The organism is Bradyrhizobium vignae (genome assembly GCF_004114425.1).
GTDB classification, from domain to species: domain Bacteria; phylum Pseudomonadota; class Alphaproteobacteria; order Rhizobiales; family Xanthobacteraceae; genus Bradyrhizobium; species Bradyrhizobium vignae.
Genome location: NZ_RDQF01000039.1, coordinates 48149 through 70502 on the forward strand (window position 1 = coordinate 48149; position 22354 = coordinate 70502).

The following is a 22354-nucleotide window of genomic DNA, read 5'->3' on the forward strand; positions in this document are numbered from 1 at the left end:
TTCTTTCCGGATGACCCACCGCAACCACTCGTTCCAGTCGAAACGCAAAAGCCCACTTTCAGTGATGCAATGCGTCCAGTCGTTCCTTGGCTCCGCGAATACCGCTCCTCTGTGCCTTCGCGTAGAGCTCTCGCGCCTTAGCCGCCTCGCCGCGCGTTCCATAGGCACCCCAGGCGGACAGAACCGCCGGATCATATGTCTCCGCCAGCATGAAGATTGCCTGCGCAATGTTCTTCTCGGCAGCGAGCTCGAGTACAATCCGCGCTGCGCCAATGTTGCCCTGATCGAGCAACGCTCTGGCACGCGGGATCAATCGGGCCTCCACCTCGTCTTGCCCTGGACTCATCGGCGGCTCCGCTGCGATCACGTTCTGCGCCGTCGACGCGATTGTGCCTTCGTTTCTTTGCTCTATCGGGGCGCGCTCATCGATGCGGCGCGATATCGAGGCGCGGTCTCTCTGCCTGGCTTCGGTCCTGCTCCGCTCCTGTTGCAGCGACTGCCGCAGTTCGGCAATCTCTCGGTTCGCGGCCTGTCTCTGCTGCGGGACCGCATCGTTCGCCTCGCGCAATTGCCCGTTCAGGATTTCGATGTCCCGGCGCGCTTCCGCAAGTTTGCCCTCCAGCGCGGCAGCCTTGGCCTCTTCGAGGGAACGACGTTGTTGCTCGGCGTTCATCGCTGTCGAACGCGCGGCGTCCGCCTGCTGCACGAGGGCTGCGTTCCTTTCGCGCTCCTGCTGCAGCGACTGCCGCAGTTCCGCGATCTCCCGTCCGGCCGCTTCGCTTTGCTCCGCCGCCGCACCGTCGGCCGCAAGCGATCCGCGAGGTATGCCGGCAAGTTCGCTTGCGAGTGCCGCGGCGCGCGACTGCGCCTCGTAGCGCTCTTGCTCAGCGCTTGCCGTTGCTGCCTGCGCGGCGCTCACCTGCTTCGCCAGGACGGCGCTCTTTTCCTGCTCCTGCTGCAGGGACCACCGCAGTTCGGCGATCTCCCGCGCCGCCGCATCTCTCTGCTGCGCGGCCACCTCATCCGCGTTGCGCGCCTGTGCGATTCGGGTTTCGATTTCGCGGCGGGTTCCGGCAAGTTCGTTCGCGACTGCGGCGCTGCGGGCTTGCTCCTGTTGAAGAGACTGCCGCAGCTCCTCCGCAGCCATTTCCGCTGTGTGCGTGTGCTGGATCGCCTCATCAAGCTCCTTGCGCGCGCCGGCCAGCTCACCGGAGAGTGCGTCGTTGCGCGGAGCGTCTGCGTCGAGCCCTTGTCGAGGTCCCACTGTGCTTGCCGGCATCGCCTGCATCAGGGCCCCCGTCGCTTCGCCTTGAAGGAGTGCTAGCGATCCGCTCGCGATTTCAGGCCGCCGGTCGAGGTCGGCGGCGCTCTCGCGGTCGATGCGCGTCATTTCCGGAATCGTCTGTGCCTTGAACGGGTCGAACGCACCGAGCAGGGCCGCCCCAACGAAGATGAGGGGGACCAGAACGACAGCCGCAACGAGCGAACTGCCCGATTTTGCCTCCACGGGATCGACATCCTCGGTCTCGGGACACCAATGAGTCGGTGACAAGCAGATCGGCGAGCCGTCCTTCGCGACCCATCTACCCGTCTCGGGCAACCGGTGACCGACCTCAACAGCCCCCGCCGCGTCTTCTATCCGAGTGTTCTCTCGCCCCCTCGGTGCAGTATCGATTGATCGGCGCATGGATCACGCCTCTCTCAAGTGCAACTCCAATGGAGCGATCACTTGGCCTGTGCGCATGGTTTCGGTACCCATCAGAACACGCGTAGATAGTGATGCTGCGCCGCGGCAAGGCGCTCAAATTAAATAGATAAATTAACTTAAATCCATATAATTTTGCTCATGCGCAAAAGTCAAATTAAATCGTCGCCGGCGCGGGCTGGCCCCGGCCCGCTCACGCACTCTCTGGCGAACAAAGCAAGCCTCTCTTTATGGGAGCTTTATGGGAGAGCTGCCACTCGAACCTCGCTCGCGAACCACTGACAAGACCGTGGAATGCACTCCGCCTCGTGGCGGCATGAATGCTGCCTCCGTCCTCGACCGACAGCTAAGCAACGAGACACTTGGCTCAGGCCATTAGCAGGTCCTGATGGGGCGCGAAGATGAAGTCCTCGGGCCTGAGCGCTTCCTCGCTATGCACGACCACGTCGTTGCCCGGGCTGAACGTGATCGTACTCTCATGCGTTGCGGGATCGAACTTTGAGATGCTGAGATCACTGAAATCCGCGATGCCGAGCGCAGAGACATCGATGTGATCGGATCCCAAGTTCGACAGCGCCTGCCCGAAATCCTCGATCCTGTCGTGGCCGCTGTCGAAATTGAACACGAACGTATCGTTCCCACCATTGGCGAAGCCGAGCATCACCTGCGCATCGCCCCAGATGTCGTCATTTCCAGTGCCGCTTACCAGCTTGTCATTGCCGCCGCTTGCGTAGTCGGACATCGATTTGGCATCGCCGACGAGAGTGGTTTCGTAGCTGCCCGCCGGATGTGGATTGGGATCATCGCCGCCGACCAGCGTGTCGTTCCCGCCATGCGCGTGGCCCGACATGGTCGACGCATCCCCGTACGCCTGATTGGCGAGCTGGGAAAAGACGTTGCCGCCGATATAGGTGTCGTCGCCGCCGACGGCCTGATCCCCCATGTTGCCGCCGGCATCGCCGTAGAAGACATTTTGGTCTTGCGTGCCCGAAGCCTGGAAGGTGTCATTGCCGCCGTGGGCGCCATCGGACATGTCACCCGCGGCATCGCCATAGAACGTGCTCCCGCCAAGACCGGTCTTGTTGAAGGTGTCGTCCCCTCCGCGGGCCAGACCGGACATGTTCCCGCCCGCATCGCCGGCAAAGACGTTGCGATCGGCGAGTGTCGCATCGCTCGAGTCGTTGAACGTGTCGTTTCCGCCGGCGGCGGAAGCGGACATGTTTCCACCGCCGTCGCCAAAGACGAAGTTGAACGGGTTGATCCCGCTCACAGCAAAACTATCATTACCACCGGCTGCATGGCCGGCCATGTCGCCTCCGGCATCACCATAGAGATGATTGTTGTACTCGGATCCGCTCGCGGTGAAGCTGTCGCTTCCGCCGCGGGCATACCCGAACAGGCTTCCACCGGCGTCGCCATAGAACTCAAAAGTGCTATCCGGTCCGGTGTGACCAACGAAGGTGTCGTTACCGCCGACTGCGCGATTGATCAGATTGCCGCCGGCATCTCCATACACGGCGACGGTTTGGTGCCCGCCACCGGAAACGCCGAAATGATCATCACCTCCACGGGCTTGACCGGCCAATGTTTCGCCTGCGTCGCCATAGGCATTCACTCTCACACCGGGCGTGAAGGCCAGCGGCAGTTCGACATTGAGGCTGTCGTTGCCACCAAGGGCCCGATCCGAGATGCTGCCTCCGGCATCACCGTACATGCTCAGAATGAAAGTCTCGCCGGGGATGATGGCAGACGCCGGCACATCGGCGGACAACGTGTCGTTGCCGCCCAGCGCGTAATCAGAAATGTTTCCGCCCGCATCACCAAACAGGCTTCCGGATCCGGAAGTCAGCAAGGTGTCGTTGCCGCCGACCGCGCGGTCGCGCAAGTCAACGCCGGCATCTCCGAACAGCATGTTGGTCGGATCGGAACCGACCAGTGTCTGGGCTCCGCCGTGCTGTCGGCCCGTGAGTGATCCATTCGTATCGCCAAATAGAATAGCCACGTGCCCCTCCCTCGCATTTGCGGGTTCGTGCAGGATGTGGCGCTAACGTTTACAACGTATCATTTTCTAAATTAAATCGCAATTTTTAATAAAATTGAATTAGTCTTTTAAATCAGGGCGGGCGTCAAAATAAGAGCGGGGAACAGCGGTGGTTCAGCCGACGGTCCAGCTCACCCGCCCACCCCCGCTAAAGCCTCGATGACGCTACATCGGAATTCACCCGCACTCGGTAAGCAGTCACGCCTGATCACACCGGATTTCAGCCAAGCACGCTGCGTTCCGGCGGTTACATGACAAAGCCCGTACATCGCATGGAATATAGGCTCGGCGCCGCGAATATGCGTATCTGACCGTGTTCTCGTCGCGTCTCGGAGCCGAGGAGTGACCGATGCGCATTGCATTGCCGTACTTAGGAATTGGCGTCTGCTTGTCTGTTGCAACCTGGTTGGCGCTGGGGCTTCTACTCTAGCGGCGGTTTCCCGCAGACGAATTCGGAAGCGACTTGGGCTCTCGCTCGAAATCACGATCCAGCGGCGGTTTGACCCTTGCCGTCTCCCCGGACCGCGGTCGGGCCACGTCTCCTGCCGTGCGTGTCGGCTATTTCATATTTTTTCAATGAACCTGTGCTAACCGTCATTTAACTAAACCTATAGGTTGAGCCCATTTTGTTTTCGCCCGACGTCGATCATTGTTTAATAGTCACAGTTTAGGGGCGCGTCATGAGTACTCGTGGCCAGGTGTGCGACCGTATGGTGGTTCTGCGTCAGCGTGTCTCGTCACTCAGCTCTCAATTGGCAGAGCTTCAGAACCTGCGTACCCGACTGGAAAAGGCCGAGGAAAGACGAAGCCGCAGACGTTCAAAAGTCACTGGTATCTGGCCGATGCGGCGCCGATTTTGGCAGTAGCGGCGAGTCGACAGTCGCAAGCCCGCCATCGGTGGTCGATCCGACCGTGACGGAAGTGCGTTAGGGGCGACGGCTCTGGGCGTGGCCGCGACGACTATGCGACGTCGACGCGCGCATGCTGGTCCTTCCGAGCGTCCTGCCACGATTTCATCCTGCCAGTGTTTTGCCCGACGGGTCAACTTGATCGCGGCTGCGAATGTCATCGCAAGGCAGTTGGAAAATTCCCTTATAGATCAAGGGCTCTTCTACTGTGCATGGGGTTGTTTTTCGACTTTTTGCTTTGAACGTCGTGACCGGCACCGAAAGCAGGCGAACGGCGCGCTTGCCCTGCCCTTTCCGCGGCGCGTGCGGCATCGGCGCATACACAGCATGCACGCATAAGCCTGTGGCCGGCCGCCGAGCCGTAGTACAGGCATAGCCTGCCGCCGGAGCAACGCGCCAACGCAATGACAATCACGTTACCTGCCGCCGCGCGCGAACCCGCTCCGCCGATCGCCGACGGCGTTCCGGCCGCGCAACGGCGCTGGGCGATTGCCGCGATCTTCACCGCGCTGGCGATGGCTTCGCTCGATACCGCGATCGCCAACATCGCCCTGCCTGCCATCGCCGCCGATCTGCATGTCAGCCCGGAGCAGTCGGTCTGGGTGGTCAACGTCTACCAGATCGCACTGGTGGCGACGCTGCTGCCGCTCGGAGCGCTCGGCGAGATCGTCGGGCATCAGCGCATCTATCTCGGCGGCCTTATCCTGTTCACCATCGCCTCGCTGCTCTGTGCGGTGGCATGGTCGCTGGAGAGCCTCCTGGTCGCGCGCACGCTGCAAGGATTGGGCGCGAGCGGCATCATGAGCGTCAACACCGCGCTGGTGCGCTTCGTCTATCCGGGGCGGATGCTCGGCCGCGGCTTCGGCCACAACGCGCTGGTGGTCGCGACCGCCTTTACCTTCGGGCCCTCGATCGCCTCCGCGATCCTGGCGCTCGGCCCGTGGCCCTGGCTGTTCGCCGTCAACATCCCGTTCGGCCTCATCGCCATCGGCATCGGCTTTGCGATGCTGCCGAAGACGCCGCGCGCCGATCACGGCTTCGACTTTCTCGGCGCGATCCTCGCCGCCGCCTGCCTCGGCCTGTTCATCACCGGCATTGGCAGCGCAGCGCATAACCTGTCGCCGATCGTCGTGGGCGTTGAGCTGGTCACGGCCCTCGCGCTCGGCTTCATCCTGACGCGGCGCCATGCCGAGCATCCCGCGCCGATGCTGCCGATCGACCTGTTCAGCCGTCCGATGTTCGCGCTGTCGGCGGCGACCGCGGTGTGCTCCTTCGCGGTCCAGGGCCTCGCTTTCGTCTCGCTGCCGTTCTATTTCGAGGACGTGCTCGGCCGCTCGCAGGTCGAGACCGGATTCTTCATGACGCCATGGCCGCTGGTGGTCGGCATCATGGCGCCGATCGCAGGCCGCCTGTCGGACCGTCACGCGGTCGGCCTGCTCGGCGGCATTGGGCTGGTGCTGCTCGGCCTCGGCATGGCGCTGCTCGCGACGCTTCCGGCCAACCCCGCCGTCGCCGACATCATCTGGCGGATGGTGATCTGCGGCATGGGGTTCGGCTTCTTCCAGGCACCGAACATGAAGGCGGTGATGTCGAGCGCGCCGCCGCATCGCAGCGGCAGCGCCTCCGGCATCGTCGCGACCGCGCGCCTGACGGGACAAACCACCGGGGCCGCGCTCGCCGCCTTGTGCTTCGCGCTCGCCGGACACGACGGTGCGACACTGGCGCTGGCGCTCGGCGCCGGCTTTGCGGCGCTCGGCAGCGTGATGAGCTTCTTGCGGCTTGCGGTGAAGTAAGCCGTCAGGCCGCCGTCACGCCGACAGCCGCCGGAGTGACGGTCTCGTTATCCAGCGCAGCCAAGCGCGCGTCGATGGCCGCGATGACCTTGCGCGAGAACGGTCCGAGATGCGCATAGGCCGCGATCATCTGCACGGCGATGCGCGCCGATGACGTGTCGCGCTTGGCGCAGTTCATGAAGGTCTGCCAGAGCGGCCCCCGCGCCTCGGGAAGGGCGGTGACCACCTTGTGCACCGTCTCCATCGCCCCGAGCCTGGCGCGGATGTCTCCTTCGGCGAGCTCGGCGCGCTGCCGGGAACGGTCGAGCAGTGTCATCAAACGATCGACGCGTGCTGCATAGGCCGCCGGGCTGTAGATGTGTTCCAGCACCCGCTTGTAGTCCAACAGGATGTCGCGCAGCGGGCGGACCGGATCGAAGTTGATGCCGGCCGTGCACTGATCGGCGCCGATGGTCGGCGCCACGTCGTGGCCCTGATGCAGCCGGCCTTCGCGCTCGAGCCGGCGCGTGAGCTGCGTGTTCGGCAAGGCATAGAGCAGGCCGACCATGGCGACGGGAATCGCCGCCTCCTCGATGAACTCGATCATGGACTCCGCCATCGAGACACTCTCGTTGTCGAAGCCGACGATGAAGCCCGCGGTGACCAGCATGCCGGCGGCGTAGATCTTGTGGATGCTCTCGGCGATGTTGCGCCGCGTATTCTGCTTCTTCCGCATCGCGACAAGCGTCGCCGGGTCCGGACTTTCGATGCCGACGAAGATGCCGAAGAAATTCGCCGCGCCCATCAGCTCCAAGAGTTCCGGATCGTCGGCGAGGTTGACCGAGGCTTCCGTGGAGAATTCGAAGGGGTAGCCGTGCGCACGCTGCCATTCGGCGAGCCTTGGCAGGAATTGCCGCAGCGACTTCTTGTTGCCGATGAAATTGTCATCGACGAAATCGAGATGGCCGCGGTAGCCCATCTCGTAGAGCGTCTCGAGCTCGACGAACATCTGCTCGATCGTCTTGGTCCGCGGCACGCGCCCATAGAGCTCGATGATGTCGCAGAATTCGCAGGTGAAGGGACAGCCGCGTGAATACTGGACACCGAGATAGAGATAGTCCTCGAAATTGAGCAGGTCGAAACGCGGCACCGGCGTCTTGGTGACGTCGGCCTGGAATTTCGGCGCGGTGAAGACGCCGGACCGCGCACCACTTTCCCAGGCCGCGATGAATTGGTCGATGACGCTCTCGGCCTCGCCGAGCACCTGGAAATCGGCCCGCTCATAGATGTGGGGGCTCGAGGTGGGATCGGGGCCGCCGACCACCACCGGCTTGCCAGCCGCGCGGCAGAGCTCGATCAGGCGCAGCGTGTCGGCCTGCTGCGGCAACATTCCGCCGGTGAAGACGACATCGGCCCAGGCAAGATCCTCGTCGCCGAGCGGTGCCGTGTTGCAATCGATCAGCCGGACCGTCCAGCTCTGGGGCAACATCGCGGCAACGGTGATCAGGCCCAAAGGGGCGGCGGGACGCTTGACGCCCATCACTTTGCAGGATTCGCCAAAGCTCCAGAAGGACTCTGCCGAGAACAGCGGGTAGAGCATCAGTACGTTGCAGGGACTCGGCACGTTCATGGAACTCCTGTTGGCGGCGGGGCAGTGTACCAAAGTGCCCTCATCTTGCACCCCGGCAAAAAGGACAAACTGTGGCCTCTGCACGGCAATCCGCCCCGGACGTCGCTTCAAGCCGCGGATTGGCGCCCACGAAAAGGCGTCAACCCGAATCGCTCGACAAGGGATGAGGCAAAACAACGCGCCGGTCCATCCCCCAAGAGCGACGCAATGCATTCCAGCCACCCCTCGGACTGTTGATTTGAACAGTTCCAGTTTGCCGGACACATTGCGCCCCTGAGTTCAATCGGTGGATTGGGCCAATCAGGGGACTGCGATGGCAAACCTAACAATCAACGGAAAAACCCTCACCCTCGACGTCGAGCCGGATACGCCGCTGCTCTGGGCGATCCGCGAGAACGCCGGCCTGACCGGCACCAAATACGGTTGCGGCATTGCACAATGCGGCGCCTGCACGGTTCACATCGACGGCGTAGCGATGCGCTCCTGCGGCCTTTCGGTCAGTGAGGCCGAGGGCAAGAAGATCACCACCATCGAAGGGCTCGCATCCGGGGATTCGCTGCACAAGGTGCAGGAGGCCTGGATCGCTCAGGACGTGCCGCAATGCGGCTATTGCCAGAGCGGCATGATCATGGCGGTGGCGGCGCTCTTGAACGAGAAGCCGAAGCCGACCGACGCCGACATCGACGAGGCCATCACCAATATCTGCCGCTGCGGCACCTTCCAGCAGGTGCGCGAGGCGATCCACACGATCGCAAGCGCTTAAAGGAGCCGCCCCATGAACAAGCACGTCTCGCTCCAAATGAACCGCCGCGCCTTCGTGATCGGAAGCGCCACCCTGGGCGCCGGCTTGGCAATCGGCCTCGACATCCCCTTCGGGGGCCCTGCCGTGGTCCGCGCCGCCGACGGCTCGCCCGAGATCGGCGCCTGGGTGGTGGTCAGGCCCGACGACACCGTGGTGATCCGCATCGCCCGCTCCGAGATGGGCCAGGGCTCGCTCACCGGCCTTGCGCAGCTCGTCGCCGAGGAGCTCGAATGCGACTGGACCAAGGTCACGACCGAATATCCGACCCCCGGCCAGAGCGTGGCCCGCAAGCGCGTCTGGGGCGATTTCTCCACCGGCGGCAGCCGCGGCATCCGCTCCTCGCAGGACTATGTCCGCAAGGGTGGCGCCACCGCGCGCGTGATGCTGATCCAAGCCGCCGCCGACGCATGGAAGGTGCCGGCCTCCGAATGCACGGCCGCGAACAGCGTCATCACCCATACGCCCTCGGGCCGGACCACGACCTACGGCAAGGTCGCCGAGGCCGCGGCGAAGCTGACGCCGCCGGCGGACGTCAAGCTGAAGGATCCCAAGGACTGGAAGCTGATCGGCAAGGGCGTGAAGCGGCTCGACACCGTCGACAAGACCACCGGCGCCATGGTCTACGGCATCGATGTCAAGCTGCCGGGCATGCTGAACGCCGCGATCAAGGACTGCCCGGTGTTCGGCGGCAAGCTGAAGAGCTATGACGAGGCCAAGGTCGCCGGCATGAAGGGCGTCAAAAAGGTCGTCACGGTCGGCGACACCGCGGTCGCCGTCGTTGCCGACACCTGGTGGCACGCCAAGACCGCGCTGGAGGCACTGCCGATCACCTGGGACGAGGGCGACAACGCCAAGGTCTCCAGCGAGTCGATTGCGAAGTGGCTGGCCGAGGGGCTCGACGATGCGCAGCCGGCCTATGTCGGCAACAAGAACGGCGACGCGAAAGCCGCGATCGCCGGGGCCGCAAAGAAGGTCGAGGCCGTCTACAGCTATCCCTACCAGAACCACGCCACCATGGAGCCGATGAACGCCACCGCGCTCTACACGGCGGACAAGTGCGAGGTCTGGTGCGGCACGCAGAATGGCGAGGCGGCCTTCGCGGCAGTGCTGGAGGCGTCCGGCCTGCCGGCCGAGAAGTGCGACGTCCACAAGGTGATGCTCGGCGGCGGCTTCGGCCGGCGCGGCCAGACCGACTATGTTCGCCAGGCCGTCATGATCGCCAAGCAGATGCCGGGCACGCCGATCAAGCTATTGTGGTCGCGCGAAGAGGACATGGCGCACGGCAAGTATCACCCGGTCACGCAGTGCAAGATGACCGGCGCCTTCGATGCCAACAACAATCTGATCGCGCTGCACTACCGCCTGTCCGGGCAGTCGATCCTGTTCTCGCTGCGCCCCGAAGCGCTGCAGAACGGCATGGATCCGGCAGCGTTCCAGGGCGTCGCCCAATCGGGCGAGGCCGCGTTCGGCTATTCGGTGCCGAACCTGTTGATCGAGCATGCGATGCGCAACCCGCACGTTCCGCCGGGCTTCTGGCGCGGCGTCAACGTCAATCACAATGCAATCTACATGGAGTGCTTCATGGACGAGCTGGCCCAGGCCGCAGGCCAGGACCCGCTCGAATTCCGCCGCAAGCTGATGGGCAACCACCCCAAGCACCTCGCTGTGCTCAATGCGGTTGCCGAGAAGATCGGCTGGACCACGCCGGCGCCGCAGGGCGTCTATCGCGGCATCGCGCAGGTCATGGGCTATGGCAGCTATGTCGCCGGCGCCGCCGAGATCTCCGTGGTCGACGGCAGCAAGATCAAGGTGCATCGCATCGTCGCCTCCACTGATCCCGGCTACGTCGTCAATCCGGCGCAGGTGGAGCGACAGGTTGCCGGCTCCTTCGTCTATGGCCTCTCCGCGCTGTTCTATGGCGGCTGCACCGTCAAGGACGGCAAGATCGAGCAGACCAACTTCGACACCTACAACTCGATGCGTATCAGCGAGATGCCGAAAGTGGAGACAGTGATGGTGCCGAGCGGCGGGTTCTGGGGCGGTGTCGGTGAGCCGACCATCGGCGTCGCGGCGCCGGCGGTGCTCAATGCGTACTTCGCCGCAACCGGCAAACGCATCCGTTCGGTGCCGCTGCGCGATCAGAACATCACCTTCGCGTAAGAAGAGCTGCGGCGGCCACGCCGGCCGCCGCTGCATTTTCCGGACAAGTCTCATGAATACGCCGGTGACACGGCGGAGTGCCGCCCTCGGCATCGCCGTCGCGGCCACATCGCTCGCCGCACCTTCGATCCTGCGCGCCCAATCGATGGGTCAGATCGTCGTGATCGGCGGCGGCTTTGGCGGCGCCGCTTGCGCCCGCGCGCTCAAGCGCGCCGATGCAAAATTGCCGGTCACCCTGATCGAGCCGAACAAGACCTACATCTCCTGCCCCTTCAGCAATGAGGTGATCGCGGGCCTGCGCGAGATCGAGGCGCAGCAGTTCGGCTACGACAAGCTCGCGGCCGACGGCATCAGCATCGTCGCTCAGGCTGTGACGAGCATCGACACGCAAAAGCGTAGGGTGACGACGGACGGCGGTACCGCGTTTGGTTATGACCGGCTCGTGCTCTCGCCCGGCATCGACTTCCATCCCGAAGCCCTGCCTGGCTACGACGCCGCCGCGTCGGAGACGATGCCGCACGCCTGGAAAGCCGGTGCGCAGACGCTTTTGCTGCGCAGGCAATTGGAAGCGATGGCGGACGGCGGCACGGTCGTCGTTGCAATCCCGGCCAATCCTTCCCGTTGCCCGCCAGCACCTTACGAGCGCGCAAGCCTGATCGCGCATTACCTGAAGACGAAGAAGCCGCGCTCGAAGGTTCTGATCCTCGATGCCAAGGACAGTTTCTCGCAGCAGCGGCTGTTCGAGAAGGCGTGGAAAGAGCTCTATGGCGACATGATCGAGCGCATCGCGCTATCGCAAGGCGGTCGCGTCACCTCGGTCGATCCCGCGACGAGAACCATCCTCACGGAGTTCGGCAACTACACCCCTGATGTCGCCAATGTCATCCCGCCGCAGCGCGCGGGGCGCATTGCCGGGATCGCAGGCACCGCGGACACGACCGGCTGGTGCCCGATCGATCCCGTCACCTTCGAGTCGAAACTCGTTCCGAACATCCACGTCATTGGCGATGCCTGCCTCGGCGGCGGCATCCCCAAATCGGCATCGGCTGCGAGCGCTCAGGGCAAGGCATGCGCTGGCGCGATCGTCGCTTTGCTCGCGGGCCGCACGCCGGAGGCGCCGCGATTGACGGGCATCTGCTACGACACCGTCGCACCCGGCTACGGCTTCTCGCTCATCGGCAATTACCAGCCCAAAGGCGACATCTTCGCCGAGGTCGAGGGCGTCGCGACCAGCCCGGTCGATGCCCCGCGCGAGCTGCGCGCCCGCGAGGCGGCTGAGGCCGAGCGCTGGTTTCAAACCATCACGGCGAATACGTTTGGCTAGAGCGATAATGAAACGAGCCTGCCGCCACAGCCAAAGTGCACCCCCTCCCGCGCTTGTGGGGAAGGGTCGGAGAGAGGGTGTCTCCACACGCGAGAGCCCCCGAGAGGAAAGAACCCTCACCCGCCGCTGCGCGGCGACCTCTTCCGCAAGCGAGAGAGGTCAGAGGAGTGCCCGGCGATCTCACTCGCCTCTTCCAAGAGTTGCGAATGCCGCACTCGTCGTCGCAAGCCTCGCCTTCTGTTCGCCTTCAAAAGCCGATGACCTCGTGCCCTACACAATCATCGGCGACGGCATTCCTGCATCACTCACGGGCTCGTCCGGCGATGCCGCGCGCGGCCGCGCGCTGGTGCTCGCGCGCACGACGACCTGCATCCTCTGCCATTCCGGCCCATTTCCGGAAACGCGGTTCCAGGGCGACCTTGCGCCTGATCTCTCCGGCGCCGGGAACCGGTGGTCGGTGAGCCAGTTGCGACTTCGACTGGTCGATGCCTCGCGCTTCAATCCGGACACCATCATGCCATCCTACTATCGCAACGACGGCTTCGTCCGCGTCGGACGTAACTTCGCCGGCAAGCCGATCTTGTCGGCTGCGGAGATCGAGGACATCGTGGCCTTTCTTGCAACACTTCGGGACTAGGTTCATGCCGACCACGCGACGACAATTCCTGAGCCTCGCCGGAGGCGCGACAGTCGCCGGGACGATCCCGATCGTCACGCTGCGGCCGCTCGAGGCGACACCGGCGATGCTCAACGCGGCGATCCGCAACGTGGTCGGCGAAGCGCAGATTCACACCGGCAGGATCAAGCTGGATATTCCGCCGCTGGTCGAGAACGGCAACACCGTGCCGCTGACGGTGAGCGTCGCAAGCCCGATGACGGCCGATGACCACGTCAAGAGCATCCACGTCTTCAACGAGAAGAACCCGCAGCCGAACATCGGCAATTTCTATTTCGGCCCTGCCTCCGGCCGTGCCCAGGTCTCGACACGGATTCGGCTCGCCGACACCCAGAAGGTGGTTGCGATCGCGCGTCTCTCCGACGACACGTTCTGGCAAATTGCCGCCGACGTCGTCGTGACACTGGCCGCCTGCACCGAGGAGATGAACTGATGGCTGCCCTCATCAACGTCCCCTCGAAGGCCAAACGCGGCGACATCGTCGAGATCCGCACGCTGACCTCGCACATCATGGAGACCGGCTTCCGCCACACCGCCGACGGCAATCTGGTGCCGCGCAACATCATCACGAGCTTCACCTGCCGTTACAACGGCGCTGAGATTTTTCGCGCCGATCTGTTTCCGGCTATCGCCGCGAACCCGTATTTGTCGTTTTTCGCGGTCGTCAAGGAAAGCGGCAAGTTCGAGTTCGAGTGGATCGGCGACAACGGCTATTCCTCCGCTGCTTCGGCATCGATCACGGTCGAATGATGTCTTGGCGCGCGATAGCCGCGGCAGCATTGTTTGCCGCGGCGCCTGCCCTGCTCGCGGGCGAAATCCCGCCCGATGCACGCCGTTCCGGCTATGCCTTCATGGGTCCGGACACGCGCGCCATGCAGGAGGACGACACCAGCAATCCCGGCATGCTGTTCGTGCTCGACGGCGAAGCGCTGTGGGCGAAGAAGACCGGCAGCGCCGCCAAATCCTGCACGGATTGTCATGGCGATGCGCGCAGCAGCATGAAAGGCGTCGCGGCGCGCTATCCCGCCTTCGACAAGGCCCTCGGCCGCCCCGTCACGCTCGATCAGCGGATCAATCTCTGCCGCGCCAATCATCAGCAGGCGATACCGCTGCCCTATGAGAGCCACGATCTGCTCGCATTGTCCGCCTTTATCGCCCATCAGTCGCGCGGCACCCCGATCACGGCCGGTGACGATCCGCAAGCCAAACCCTTTGTCGAGCAGGGCCGCGCGCTGTACATGCAGCGTGAGGGACAGCTCAACCTCGCCTGCACCAACTGCCACGACGACAATTTCGACAAGCGCCTCGCCGGCGCGCCGATCACGCAAGCGCAACCGACCGGCTATCCGCTCTATCGGTTGGAATGGCAGACACTGGGCTCGCTGGAGCGGCGGCTGCGCAGCTGCATGAGCGGCGTCCGTGCCCAGGCCTATGACTACGGATCGCCCGAGCTGGTCGCGCTCGAACTCTATCTGATGTCGCGGGCGCATGGCCTGCCAATGGAGACGCCGGCCGTACGTCCCTGAGCCTAAACGGCCGAGCCATCCGCTCGACCGTTCCGCGTATCGAAAGCTGCGCCTACTCCGCCGGCGCGGCGGACATCTCCGGATGTGCGGCGTAGGGCTCGCTGGCGCCGAGCTTGCCGGCGGCGAACAGCCCAGCGGCCATCACGGCGTAGGCCAGGGCGACCGCGGGCGTCACGCCAAAGCCGCCGCCAATGCCGACGGCTTCGCCGTGCATGAAGCCGAAATAGGTCAGCACCGCCCCGACCAGCGCAAAGGCGGACGCCTTCTCGAAATCGCGCTCGATGATGAAGACGCCGATGGCGCCGAGGATGAGGCCGCCGAGGATGGAGCCGCCGCCCATCACCTCAAGACCGTGGTAGAACACGCCCTGCTGCGGCAGCGCGGCGATCGCGGCGGCTTTGACCGCATCGGCCTTGTCGGCCGCCAAGCCGCCGACGGTTGCCGCCGCGTTCATGGTGGAGCCGAGCATCGTGTCGATCTGGAGCTTGGCCCAGGCGGCGAGATGCGGCGTCAGCGCCAGCACGATGGCGGGCGCGTGCTTGACCGGTGTCGTCTGGAATGCCTGCGCCCCGATCAGCATGCCGATGTAGAGCAAGATCGGCGAGATCGCGACGACAGGCACGAGTGCCAGCAGCACCGAGATGATGCCGAACCAGGACAGCACGACCACCATGACGCCGGTCGCCGCCGAGTAACCGATCCGACCGCCCATCGCCTTCCAGCCGGGATGGCCGATATAGACGGCGTTGATGAAGGGATTGCCCATCAGGCAGCCGATCAGGCTGACGACGCCGTCGGCGGTGAGCACGCGCGTGGTCGGATATTCGTCGCCGGCCGCTTCCGCGCTCTCGACATTGTCCATGGCCTCGACGAGATCGTAGATGCCGAACGGAATGGCGGTGACGAGGATGATGCCCAGGAATTCGAAGCCGGAGAAGACATGGTTTACCGCCGGGATCGGCACAGAAAAGCCGAAATTGGCAAAGGCCGCGCCGACACCTTTGAGGCTCAGGCCGCCGAGACCGAGCCCGAACAGGTTCGAGCCCCAGGCGATGATCATGCCGGCCGCGATCGCGACGAGGCCTGCGGGAACGCCGCGCCAATATTTCACCCCGCCGAACCAGCTCACCAGGATGATGGCGAAGCAGACGAGACCGATCTGCGGCGTCATGTACATTTCCAGCGCCGGCCGCATCGAGATGAAGGTGATGGAGACGCCGGCAAGCGTGCCGAGTAGCGCCGCGCGCGGCGTGATCCTGCGGATGAACGGCGCGATGAAGCCGCCGATCATGAGAATGAAGCTCTGGAAGAACACCCAGACGAGACCCGCCGACCAGCCCTTGAGAGGATCGCCGGTCTTCAGCGTGATCGGAAGCATGATCACGAAGGTGACGATGAACATGTGCGGCACGCTGACGCCGGACGGCAGCGCGCAGACGTCGTTGCGGCCGGTCTTCTGCGCGAGGCGATAGGCGAGATACGCATAGTAGAAGGTGGAGAGGCACATCATCAGCCCGAGCGCGGGCAGGATGCGCCCGAACACGAGACCATCAGGCATCTTCAACACGAAGCGAAGCAGGCCCGTGAGCACCAGCATGTTGACGAGGATGTTGGTACCGAAGCCGAAAAACGCGTTCCAGTCGCCCGATGTCCATAGCGCCAGCTTGAAGTCGGACGTATTGATCTCAGACTTGCCGGCCGTCCCCGTCAATTTGCTCATGATGTTACCCCCAATGTGTTCGAACTCTTCATCGCCTCCAAGACTGCGGCTGAGCTTGCGACCCAGCCGAAGATGCCGCCCTGGGCCTTGATCATGTTCAGGCCCATCTCGTGAAATTCGGGGAAGTAGGATGCGCAGCCATCGGACACGACGACGCAGCGATAGCCGCGGTCATTGGCCTCGCGCACGGTGGTGTTGACGCAAACTTCTGTCGTGACGCCGCACACCAAGAGATTCTCGATACCGTAATTCTCCAGGACATCGCCGAGCTCGGTGGCGTAGAAGGCGCCCTTGCCCGGCTTGTCGATCACGATTTCGCTGTCGAACGGATAGAGCTCGGGAATGATGTCGTGGCCGGCCTCACCGCGAATGAGGATTCGTCCCATCGGACCGGGATCGCCGATACGAAGGCTCGGCGCGCCGCGTTCGATCTTTGCCGGCGGCGCGTCGGAGAGATCGGGCAGATGCCCCTCGCGCGTGTGGATCACCAGCATGCCGATGTCGCGCGCCGCCGTCAGCACCGCGCCGATCGGCTTCACCGCGCGTGCAAGCTGGCTGACGTCGTTGCCGAGCGTTTCGCCGAAGCCGCCGGGCTCCATGAAGTCGCGCTGCATGTCGATGATGAGAAGCGCGGTGGCCGGCCAGTCGAGCGCGATCGGCTCGGGCTCGGCGCTGACGACGCCCTTTGTCGGATTGGCTGAGTTCAACATGACGCAGGCCCCGCGAGAACTCTCTTGGCCAGAGTTCTGCAAGCGCCGTGCCATTGTGTACAATTGCAGTGGGGCGCGGGCGGCGACAGAATTTGTAGTGTACTCAAAAACTTGCGTAGAATGCGATCGCCTGCTTATTCCCTGTGCGACGGCTTTGCGACGTGCATTTGCCTAGAGGATGAGCGGCATCTTCCGTCATTCCGTGGCGCGCAGCGCGTGCCTGGAATCCATTTCACCTCATGCGGTGCGGCCATCCCGGGCTCGACGCTCCGCGTCGCCGCGGGATGACGAGGAGACTACCGCCCGGCCCCGTACAGCCGCCGATACTCCTCCTCGTACGGCGCATACGAGTCCTTCAGCGTCGCCATGTTCAGCAACATCGTGGCCACCAACGTGCCCGCCTTGGCGAACACGCGCGTCTTGACCCAGGCGCTTTCGGTGCGGCGGCTGCCGGAGAGTGCGACCACCTCGCGCTCGACTTCGTACTCCTCGTCGACGAACAGCGGGCCCTTCACCAGGCGGATCTCCTGGTCGGCGAACAGGCCGACGGCAGGGCCCTTGGCCGGCAGCGGATCGTCCTTGGAGCGGTACTGGAACAGCACGCTGAGCATCTCCATCGGGATGATGGGCTTGCCCCATGGATTGTCTGCGGTCGAGTAGTATTGCGAGTTCTCGGTGATGACGGCGAGCTTCTGCCGAAGGGAGAACGGATAGAGGTCGCCCATGTTCTGGTCGAAAGCCATCCGCACCGTCTGGCGCTTGCTCGTCTGCGCCACCTTGACGTCGCGCAGGATCACGGGATCAGCCAGCGGCTTGAGCTCGCGGAGGCGGATGTCGAGGGCTGTCGGGCTCTCAACGATGGATGCGGTGCCGCGCAGCACCTCGGTGCCGTCGCGCTTGAGCATCTGTACCTGACACTCGGGCTGTTCGGTCGAAGAGGCTAGCAGCGTCGCCTGCACCTCCTCACCTTCGTAGCAGACACTACGGTAATGCACCGAGAGACACCCTCGCTCAAACCACGCCCGGCCCCATTGCCGCTCGCAAAGTGGAGCGAACTGGCTGAAATGGGTCGGCCCCTCGATGGTGCCGCCCTTGAAACCGAGCTTCTGCGCCGTCGCGTCATCATGGATCGAGGCATGCGCATCATAGGTTTGCGCCTGTAGCATCTGCCGCGGCCGGCGCCACGGTCCAATCAAGGCGCCTCCTATTCGGGTGATTTGTGTGTCAAACGCCATCATGCGCGCTCCTCCGCTCGCAAGCCATGACTAGCAGGAGCGCCACGGATGCGGCCAGCGATATTGACTTCGCTGAGCCATGCATTTGACTGTCACAATCGCGTCGCGCAGCCGCAATCCTTCCCGCAGCGCAAACCCCAAGAACCAAAGCCGAGGACTTCTGAAATGACGCTGTTGCAGGTCGAGCTGGACGACAAATACCGGCTCGAATCGAAGCGGATCTTCCTGTCGGGCACGCAGGCGCTGGTCCGCCTTCCCATGTTGCAGCGCGAACGCGACAGGCTTCAGGGACTGAACACCGGCGGCTTCATCTCAGGATATCGCGGTTCCCCGCTTGGCATGTACGATCATGCGCTATGGCGGGCGAAGTCGCACCTTCAGCAGCACGACATTGCCTTCGTTCCGGGACTCAACGAAGACTTGGCCGCGACCGCGGTCTGGGGCAGCCAGCAGGTTGGGCTGTTTCCCGGGGCCAAGGTCGACGGCGTGTTCGGCATCTGGTACGGCAAGGGCCCGGGCGTCGATCGCTCGGTCGATGCGCTCAAGCACGCCAATGCGGCCGGCACCTCGGTCAATGGCGGCGTGCTCGCGCTCGCCGGCGATGACCACGGCTGCCAGTCCTCGACCCTGGCGCATCAGAGCGAGCAGGTGTTCGCCGCGTCGCTGATCCCCGTGATCAACCCGGCGACGCTGCAGGACTATCTCGATCTCGGCCTCTACGGCTTTGCGCTGTCGCGCTTCTCCGGCTGCTGGGTCGGCTTCAAGGCGATCAGCGAGACCGTCGAGAGCTCGGCGTCGATCTACAGCGATCCCGAGCGCGTCAAGATCGTGCTCCCCGAGGATTTCGAGATGCCGCCCGGTGGCCTCAACATCCGCTGGCCCGATCCGCCGCTGGAGGCCGAGAAGCGGCTGTTCGGCCCGAAGATGGCGGCGGTGCAGGCCTTCGCCCGCGCCAACCAGCTCGATCGCATCGTGCTCGATTCCAAGCCTGCGCGGCTCGGTATCGTCGCGACCGGCAAGGCCTATCTCGATCTCCGCCAGGCCCTCGCCGATTTGGGGATCACCGACAAGGACGCGCAGGATCTGGGCCTTCGCATCTACAAGGTCGCGATGACATGGCCGCTGGAGGAGAGCGGCGCCAAACGTTTCGCCGAAGGTCTCCAGGACGTTCTGGTGGTCGAGGAGAAGCGCGGCTTCATCGAAGACCAGCTGATGCGCATCCTCTACAACGTGGATGCGTCCAGACGCCCGACGGTCACGGGCAAGCGCGACGAGCGCGGCGCGCCGCTGCTGCCGAGTGAGGGCGAGCTGACGCCGACCATCGTCGCGTCCGCGCTGGTGGCGCGCTTGCGCAAGCTCGGCCATCACAGCCCGGTGCTGGAACAGCGCTTGGCACGCCTGGAGGCGTTCGACAATCCCGTCACCGCCAGCGCACCGATCAAGCTCGCGCGCACGCCGTTCTTCTGCTCGGGCTGTCCGCACAACACCTCGACGCGCGTGCCCGAAGGCAGCCGCGCCATGGCCGGCATCGGCTGCCACGGCATGGCCCTGAGCATGCCGACCCGCCGCACCGACCTGATCTCGCATATGGGTGCCGAGGGCGTGAACTGGATCGGCCAGTCGCCCTTCACGACCGAGACGCACATCTTCCAGAATCTCGGCGACGGCACCTACACCCATTCCGGTCTCCTGGCCCTACGCGCCGCCTCCGCCGCCGGCATCAACATCACCTACAAGATCCTCTATAACGACGCCGTGGCGATGACCGGCGGCCAGCCGGCGGAAGGGGCCTTCAACGTCGCACAGATCGCGCACCAGGTCTGGGCCGAGGGCGTCAAGCGGCTTGCGATCGTCTCGGACGATCCGGGCAAGTACCCGCAAGGCAACTACTTCCCGCAAGGCGCGACCATCCATCACCGCCGCGAGCTCGATGCCGTGCAGCGCGAGCTGCGTGACATCAAGGGCCTCACCGTCATCATCTACGACCAGACCTGCGCCGCCGAAAAGCGCCGCCGCCGCAAGCGCGGGCTCTATCCTGATCCGGCCAAGCGCGCCTTCATCAACGAGCTGGTCTGCGAAGGCTGCGGCGACTGCTCGCAGGCCTCCAACTGCGTCTCGGTGCAGCCGTTGGAGACCGAGTTCGGCCGCAAGCGGCAGATCGACCAGTCGAACTGCAACAAGGACTTTTCCTGCGTCGAAGGTTTTTGCCCGAGTTTTGTGACGGTGCACGGCGGCAGCCTGAAGCGGATGAAGACCACGGCGGTGGATTCAGGCCAGCTGTTCGCCGATCTGCCGCTGCCGCCCGCGCGCGACCTCGACGGCCCCTACAACATCCTCGTCACCGGCATCGGCGGCACTGGCGTCATCACAATCGGCGCCCTGCTAGGCATGGCCGCCCATGTCGACGGTCGCGGCTGCTCGGCGCTGGACTTCACCGGCCTGTCGCAGAAGAACGGCGCGGTGATGAGCCATGTCCGCATCGCCCCGAAGCCGGAGGACATTTCCGCGGTCCGCATCACCACCGGCGGCGCCGACGTCATCCTCGGCTGCGACATGATCGTCTCGGCCGGCCCGACTGCGCTGAGCCGCGCCGAGCGCGGCGTGACCAAGGCCTTTATCAACGCCGATTTGCAGCCGACGGCGAGCTTCGTGCAAAATCCCGATCTCGATTTCGAAATGGGCACGATGCAGACCGTGCTGCGCGACGCGATCGGCGACAAGAACCTCGACATTGTCGATGCCACGGGCATCGCCGCGGCGCTGATGGGCGACAGCATCGCCACCAATCCCTTCATGCTCGGCTTCGCCTTCCAAAAGGGCGCGATCCCGCTGTCGCTGGAGGCCCTGCTCCGCTCCATCGAGATCAACGGCGCCGCGATCGAGATGAACAAGCTCGCCTTCACCTGGGGCCGCCTCGCGGCCCACGACATGTCGCGGGTGCGCAGCGTGCTCCAGTTCAAGAACCGCGCATCCGCGCCGGCGAAATCGCTCGACGAGATCATCGCCACCCGCGCCGAGTTCCTGACCTTCTATCAGGACGAACCCTATGCCGACCGTTACCTTGCGGCTGTCGCCAAGGTGCGCAAGGCCGAGAGCGCGGCTTCGCCCGCATCCACGGAGCTGACCGAGGCAGTCGCGAAAAACCTGTTCAAGCTGATGTCCTACAAGGACGAGTACGAGGTTGCGCGGCTCTATACCGACGGCAGCTTCGCCAAGAAAGTGTCCGAGAAGTTCGGCGGCGACTTCACACTGAAGTATCACCTGGCACCGCCGATCTTCGCGAAGCGAGACAAGGCGACAGGCCGGCTTCAGAAGCAGGAGTTCGGCGCCTGGATGATCCACGCTTTCCGCATTCTCGCCAGGCTCAAGTTCCTGCGCGGCACCGCGTTCGATCCGTTCGGCCGCACCGAGGAGCGCCGGACCGAGCGCAAGCTGGTCGAGGATTATCTCGCGATCATCGATCAGCGCATCGCCGGGTTGAAGGCCGAGCAGATCCCGCTGCTGACACGGCTCGCGCGCGTACCGGAGACGATCCGCGGCTTCGGTCATGTCAAGGAAGCCAATATCAAGCTGGCGAGGTCCGAGGCGGCGCGGCTTGAGGCGGAACTGGAGAACAGCCGCTTTGCCGCAGCGGCGGAGTAGCGAAAGAACCGTGCTCTTTCCACGCGTTATTGCGGGCGAAGCGAAGCAATCCTGACCGCAGCCGTGGAAAGACTCCGGATTGCTTCGCTTCGCCCGCAATGACGAGATTGTGGGGACGCGCTCGCCACGCACTCGCCGTGTTCGCCCGGCTCGACCGGACGATCCAGTATGCCGAGATGATTGTGGCTCAACGATAGACCGCGGCGGACTGGATGCCCGCCTGCGCGGGCATCACAGCGATGCCAAGGGCTAAAGCATGATCCGGAAAAGTGCGACGCGGTTTTCCGGAAAGATCATGCGTAAACAACAAGCTAAAGCGCGATGACGATTCATCCAAATCTCATCGCGCTTTAGACGGAAGCTCACCCATTCCGCGCTAGGGTCTGTACTCAATAGGGATTCCCGCTGAGGCGGAGTTGTGATTCAAGACCTCCGAGTCGAAGGGGGGCTTGATGGGGCAAAAGCTATATTGGCTGAGTGAGGCGGAGTGGAAGCGGATTGAA

15 protein-coding genes are annotated in these 22354 nt (G+C 64.0%); 9 read left to right on the forward strand and 6 right to left on the reverse strand.

Translation table 11 applies throughout. The features are described 5' to 3' along the window. Positions 1-58: 58 nt before the first annotated feature. Positions 59-1507 (reverse strand): coiled-coil domain-containing protein, encoded by a 1449-nt coding sequence (locus EAV90_RS26995; RefSeq protein ID WP_129145172.1) that lies wholly within the window; start codon positions 1505-1507, stop codon positions 59-61. 565 nt (positions 1508-2072) lie between these two features. Next, complete coding sequence (locus EAV90_RS27000) at positions 2073-3707, reverse strand: calcium-binding protein (RefSeq protein WP_129145173.1); 1635 nt, start codon at positions 3705-3707, stop codon at positions 2073-2075. Between the two features lie 1351 nt (positions 3708-5058). Here EAV90_RS27000 and EAV90_RS27005 point away from each other — a divergent pair. Then, positions 5059-6447: an MFS transporter gene (locus EAV90_RS27005; protein ID WP_129145174.1), complete on the forward strand. Its 1389-nt coding sequence runs from the start codon at positions 5059-5061 to the stop codon at positions 6445-6447. 4 nt (positions 6448-6451) lie between these two features. Here EAV90_RS27005 and EAV90_RS27010 read toward each other — a convergent pair whose 3' ends face one another. Then, a complete protein-coding gene (locus EAV90_RS27010) occupies positions 6452-8056 on the reverse strand; it encodes a B12-binding domain-containing radical SAM protein (protein WP_122404407.1) in 1605 nt (534 codons plus the stop codon). A gap of 313 nt (positions 8057-8369) precedes the next feature. Here EAV90_RS27010 and EAV90_RS27015 point away from each other — a divergent pair, with 313 nt between their 5' ends. The 7 genes from EAV90_RS27015 to soxA all read left to right on the forward strand — a co-directional run bounded on the left by EAV90_RS27015 (position 8370) and on the right by soxA (position 14544). Continuing rightward, a complete protein-coding gene (locus EAV90_RS27015; RefSeq protein ID WP_162500386.1) occupies positions 8370-8819 on the forward strand; it encodes a (2Fe-2S)-binding protein in 450 nt (149 codons plus the stop codon). A 12-nt stretch (positions 8820-8831) separates the two neighbouring features. Further along, on the forward strand, positions 8832-11018 hold the full coding sequence (locus tag EAV90_RS27020) for a xanthine dehydrogenase family protein molybdopterin-binding subunit (protein ID WP_129145175.1): 2187 nt from the start codon (positions 8832-8834) through the stop codon (positions 11016-11018). Between the two features lie 52 nt (positions 11019-11070). Continuing rightward, positions 11071-12342, forward strand: coding sequence for an FCSD flavin-binding domain-containing protein (locus tag EAV90_RS27025; protein WP_122404410.1), 1272 nt, complete (start codon positions 11071-11073; stop codon positions 12340-12342). Between the two features lie 265 nt (positions 12343-12607). Continuing rightward, entirely contained in the window at positions 12608-12979 is a 372-nt protein-coding gene (soxX, locus tag EAV90_RS40795) for a sulfur oxidation c-type cytochrome SoxX (RefSeq protein WP_244607693.1), read from the forward strand. A 4-nt stretch (positions 12980-12983) separates the two neighbouring features. Then, positions 12984-13451: a SoxY-related AACIE arm protein gene (locus EAV90_RS27035; RefSeq protein WP_122404412.1), complete on the forward strand. Its 468-nt coding sequence runs from the start codon at positions 12984-12986 to the stop codon at positions 13449-13451. After that, on the forward strand, positions 13451-13768 hold the full coding sequence (gene soxZ / locus EAV90_RS27040) for a thiosulfate oxidation carrier complex protein SoxZ (protein ID WP_122404413.1): 318 nt from the start codon (positions 13451-13453) through the stop codon (positions 13766-13768). Before EAV90_RS27035 ends, soxZ begins: the two co-directional genes overlap by 1 nt. Then, the gene (soxA, locus tag EAV90_RS27045; RefSeq protein WP_164937116.1) at positions 13765-14544 is read left to right on the forward strand and encodes a sulfur oxidation c-type cytochrome SoxA; all 780 of its coding nucleotides are present in this window, start codon (positions 13765-13767) and stop codon (positions 14542-14544) included. Before soxZ ends, soxA begins: the two co-directional genes overlap by 4 nt. 52 nt (positions 14545-14596) lie before the next feature. Here soxA and EAV90_RS27050 read toward each other — a convergent pair whose 3' ends face one another. From EAV90_RS27050 to EAV90_RS27060, 3 genes are all read right to left on the reverse strand, one after another. After that, a complete protein-coding gene (locus tag EAV90_RS27050; RefSeq protein ID WP_122404415.1) occupies positions 14597-16264 on the reverse strand; it encodes a regulator in 1668 nt (555 codons plus the stop codon). Further along, a complete protein-coding gene (locus tag EAV90_RS27055) occupies positions 16261-16974 on the reverse strand; it encodes a cysteine hydrolase family protein (protein ID WP_122404416.1) in 714 nt (237 codons plus the stop codon). Before EAV90_RS27055 ends, EAV90_RS27050 begins: the two co-directional genes overlap by 4 nt. A gap of 296 nt (positions 16975-17270) precedes the next feature. Further along, positions 17271-18212, reverse strand: coding sequence for a hypothetical protein (locus EAV90_RS27060; protein ID WP_122404417.1), 942 nt, complete (start codon positions 18210-18212; stop codon positions 17271-17273). A gap of 162 nt (positions 18213-18374) precedes the next feature. Here EAV90_RS27060 and EAV90_RS27065 point away from each other — a divergent pair, with 162 nt between their 5' ends. Continuing rightward, complete coding sequence (locus EAV90_RS27065) at positions 18375-21851, forward strand: indolepyruvate ferredoxin oxidoreductase family protein (protein WP_129145177.1); 3477 nt, start codon at positions 18375-18377, stop codon at positions 21849-21851. The last annotated feature ends 503 nt before the right edge of the window (positions 21852-22354 follow it).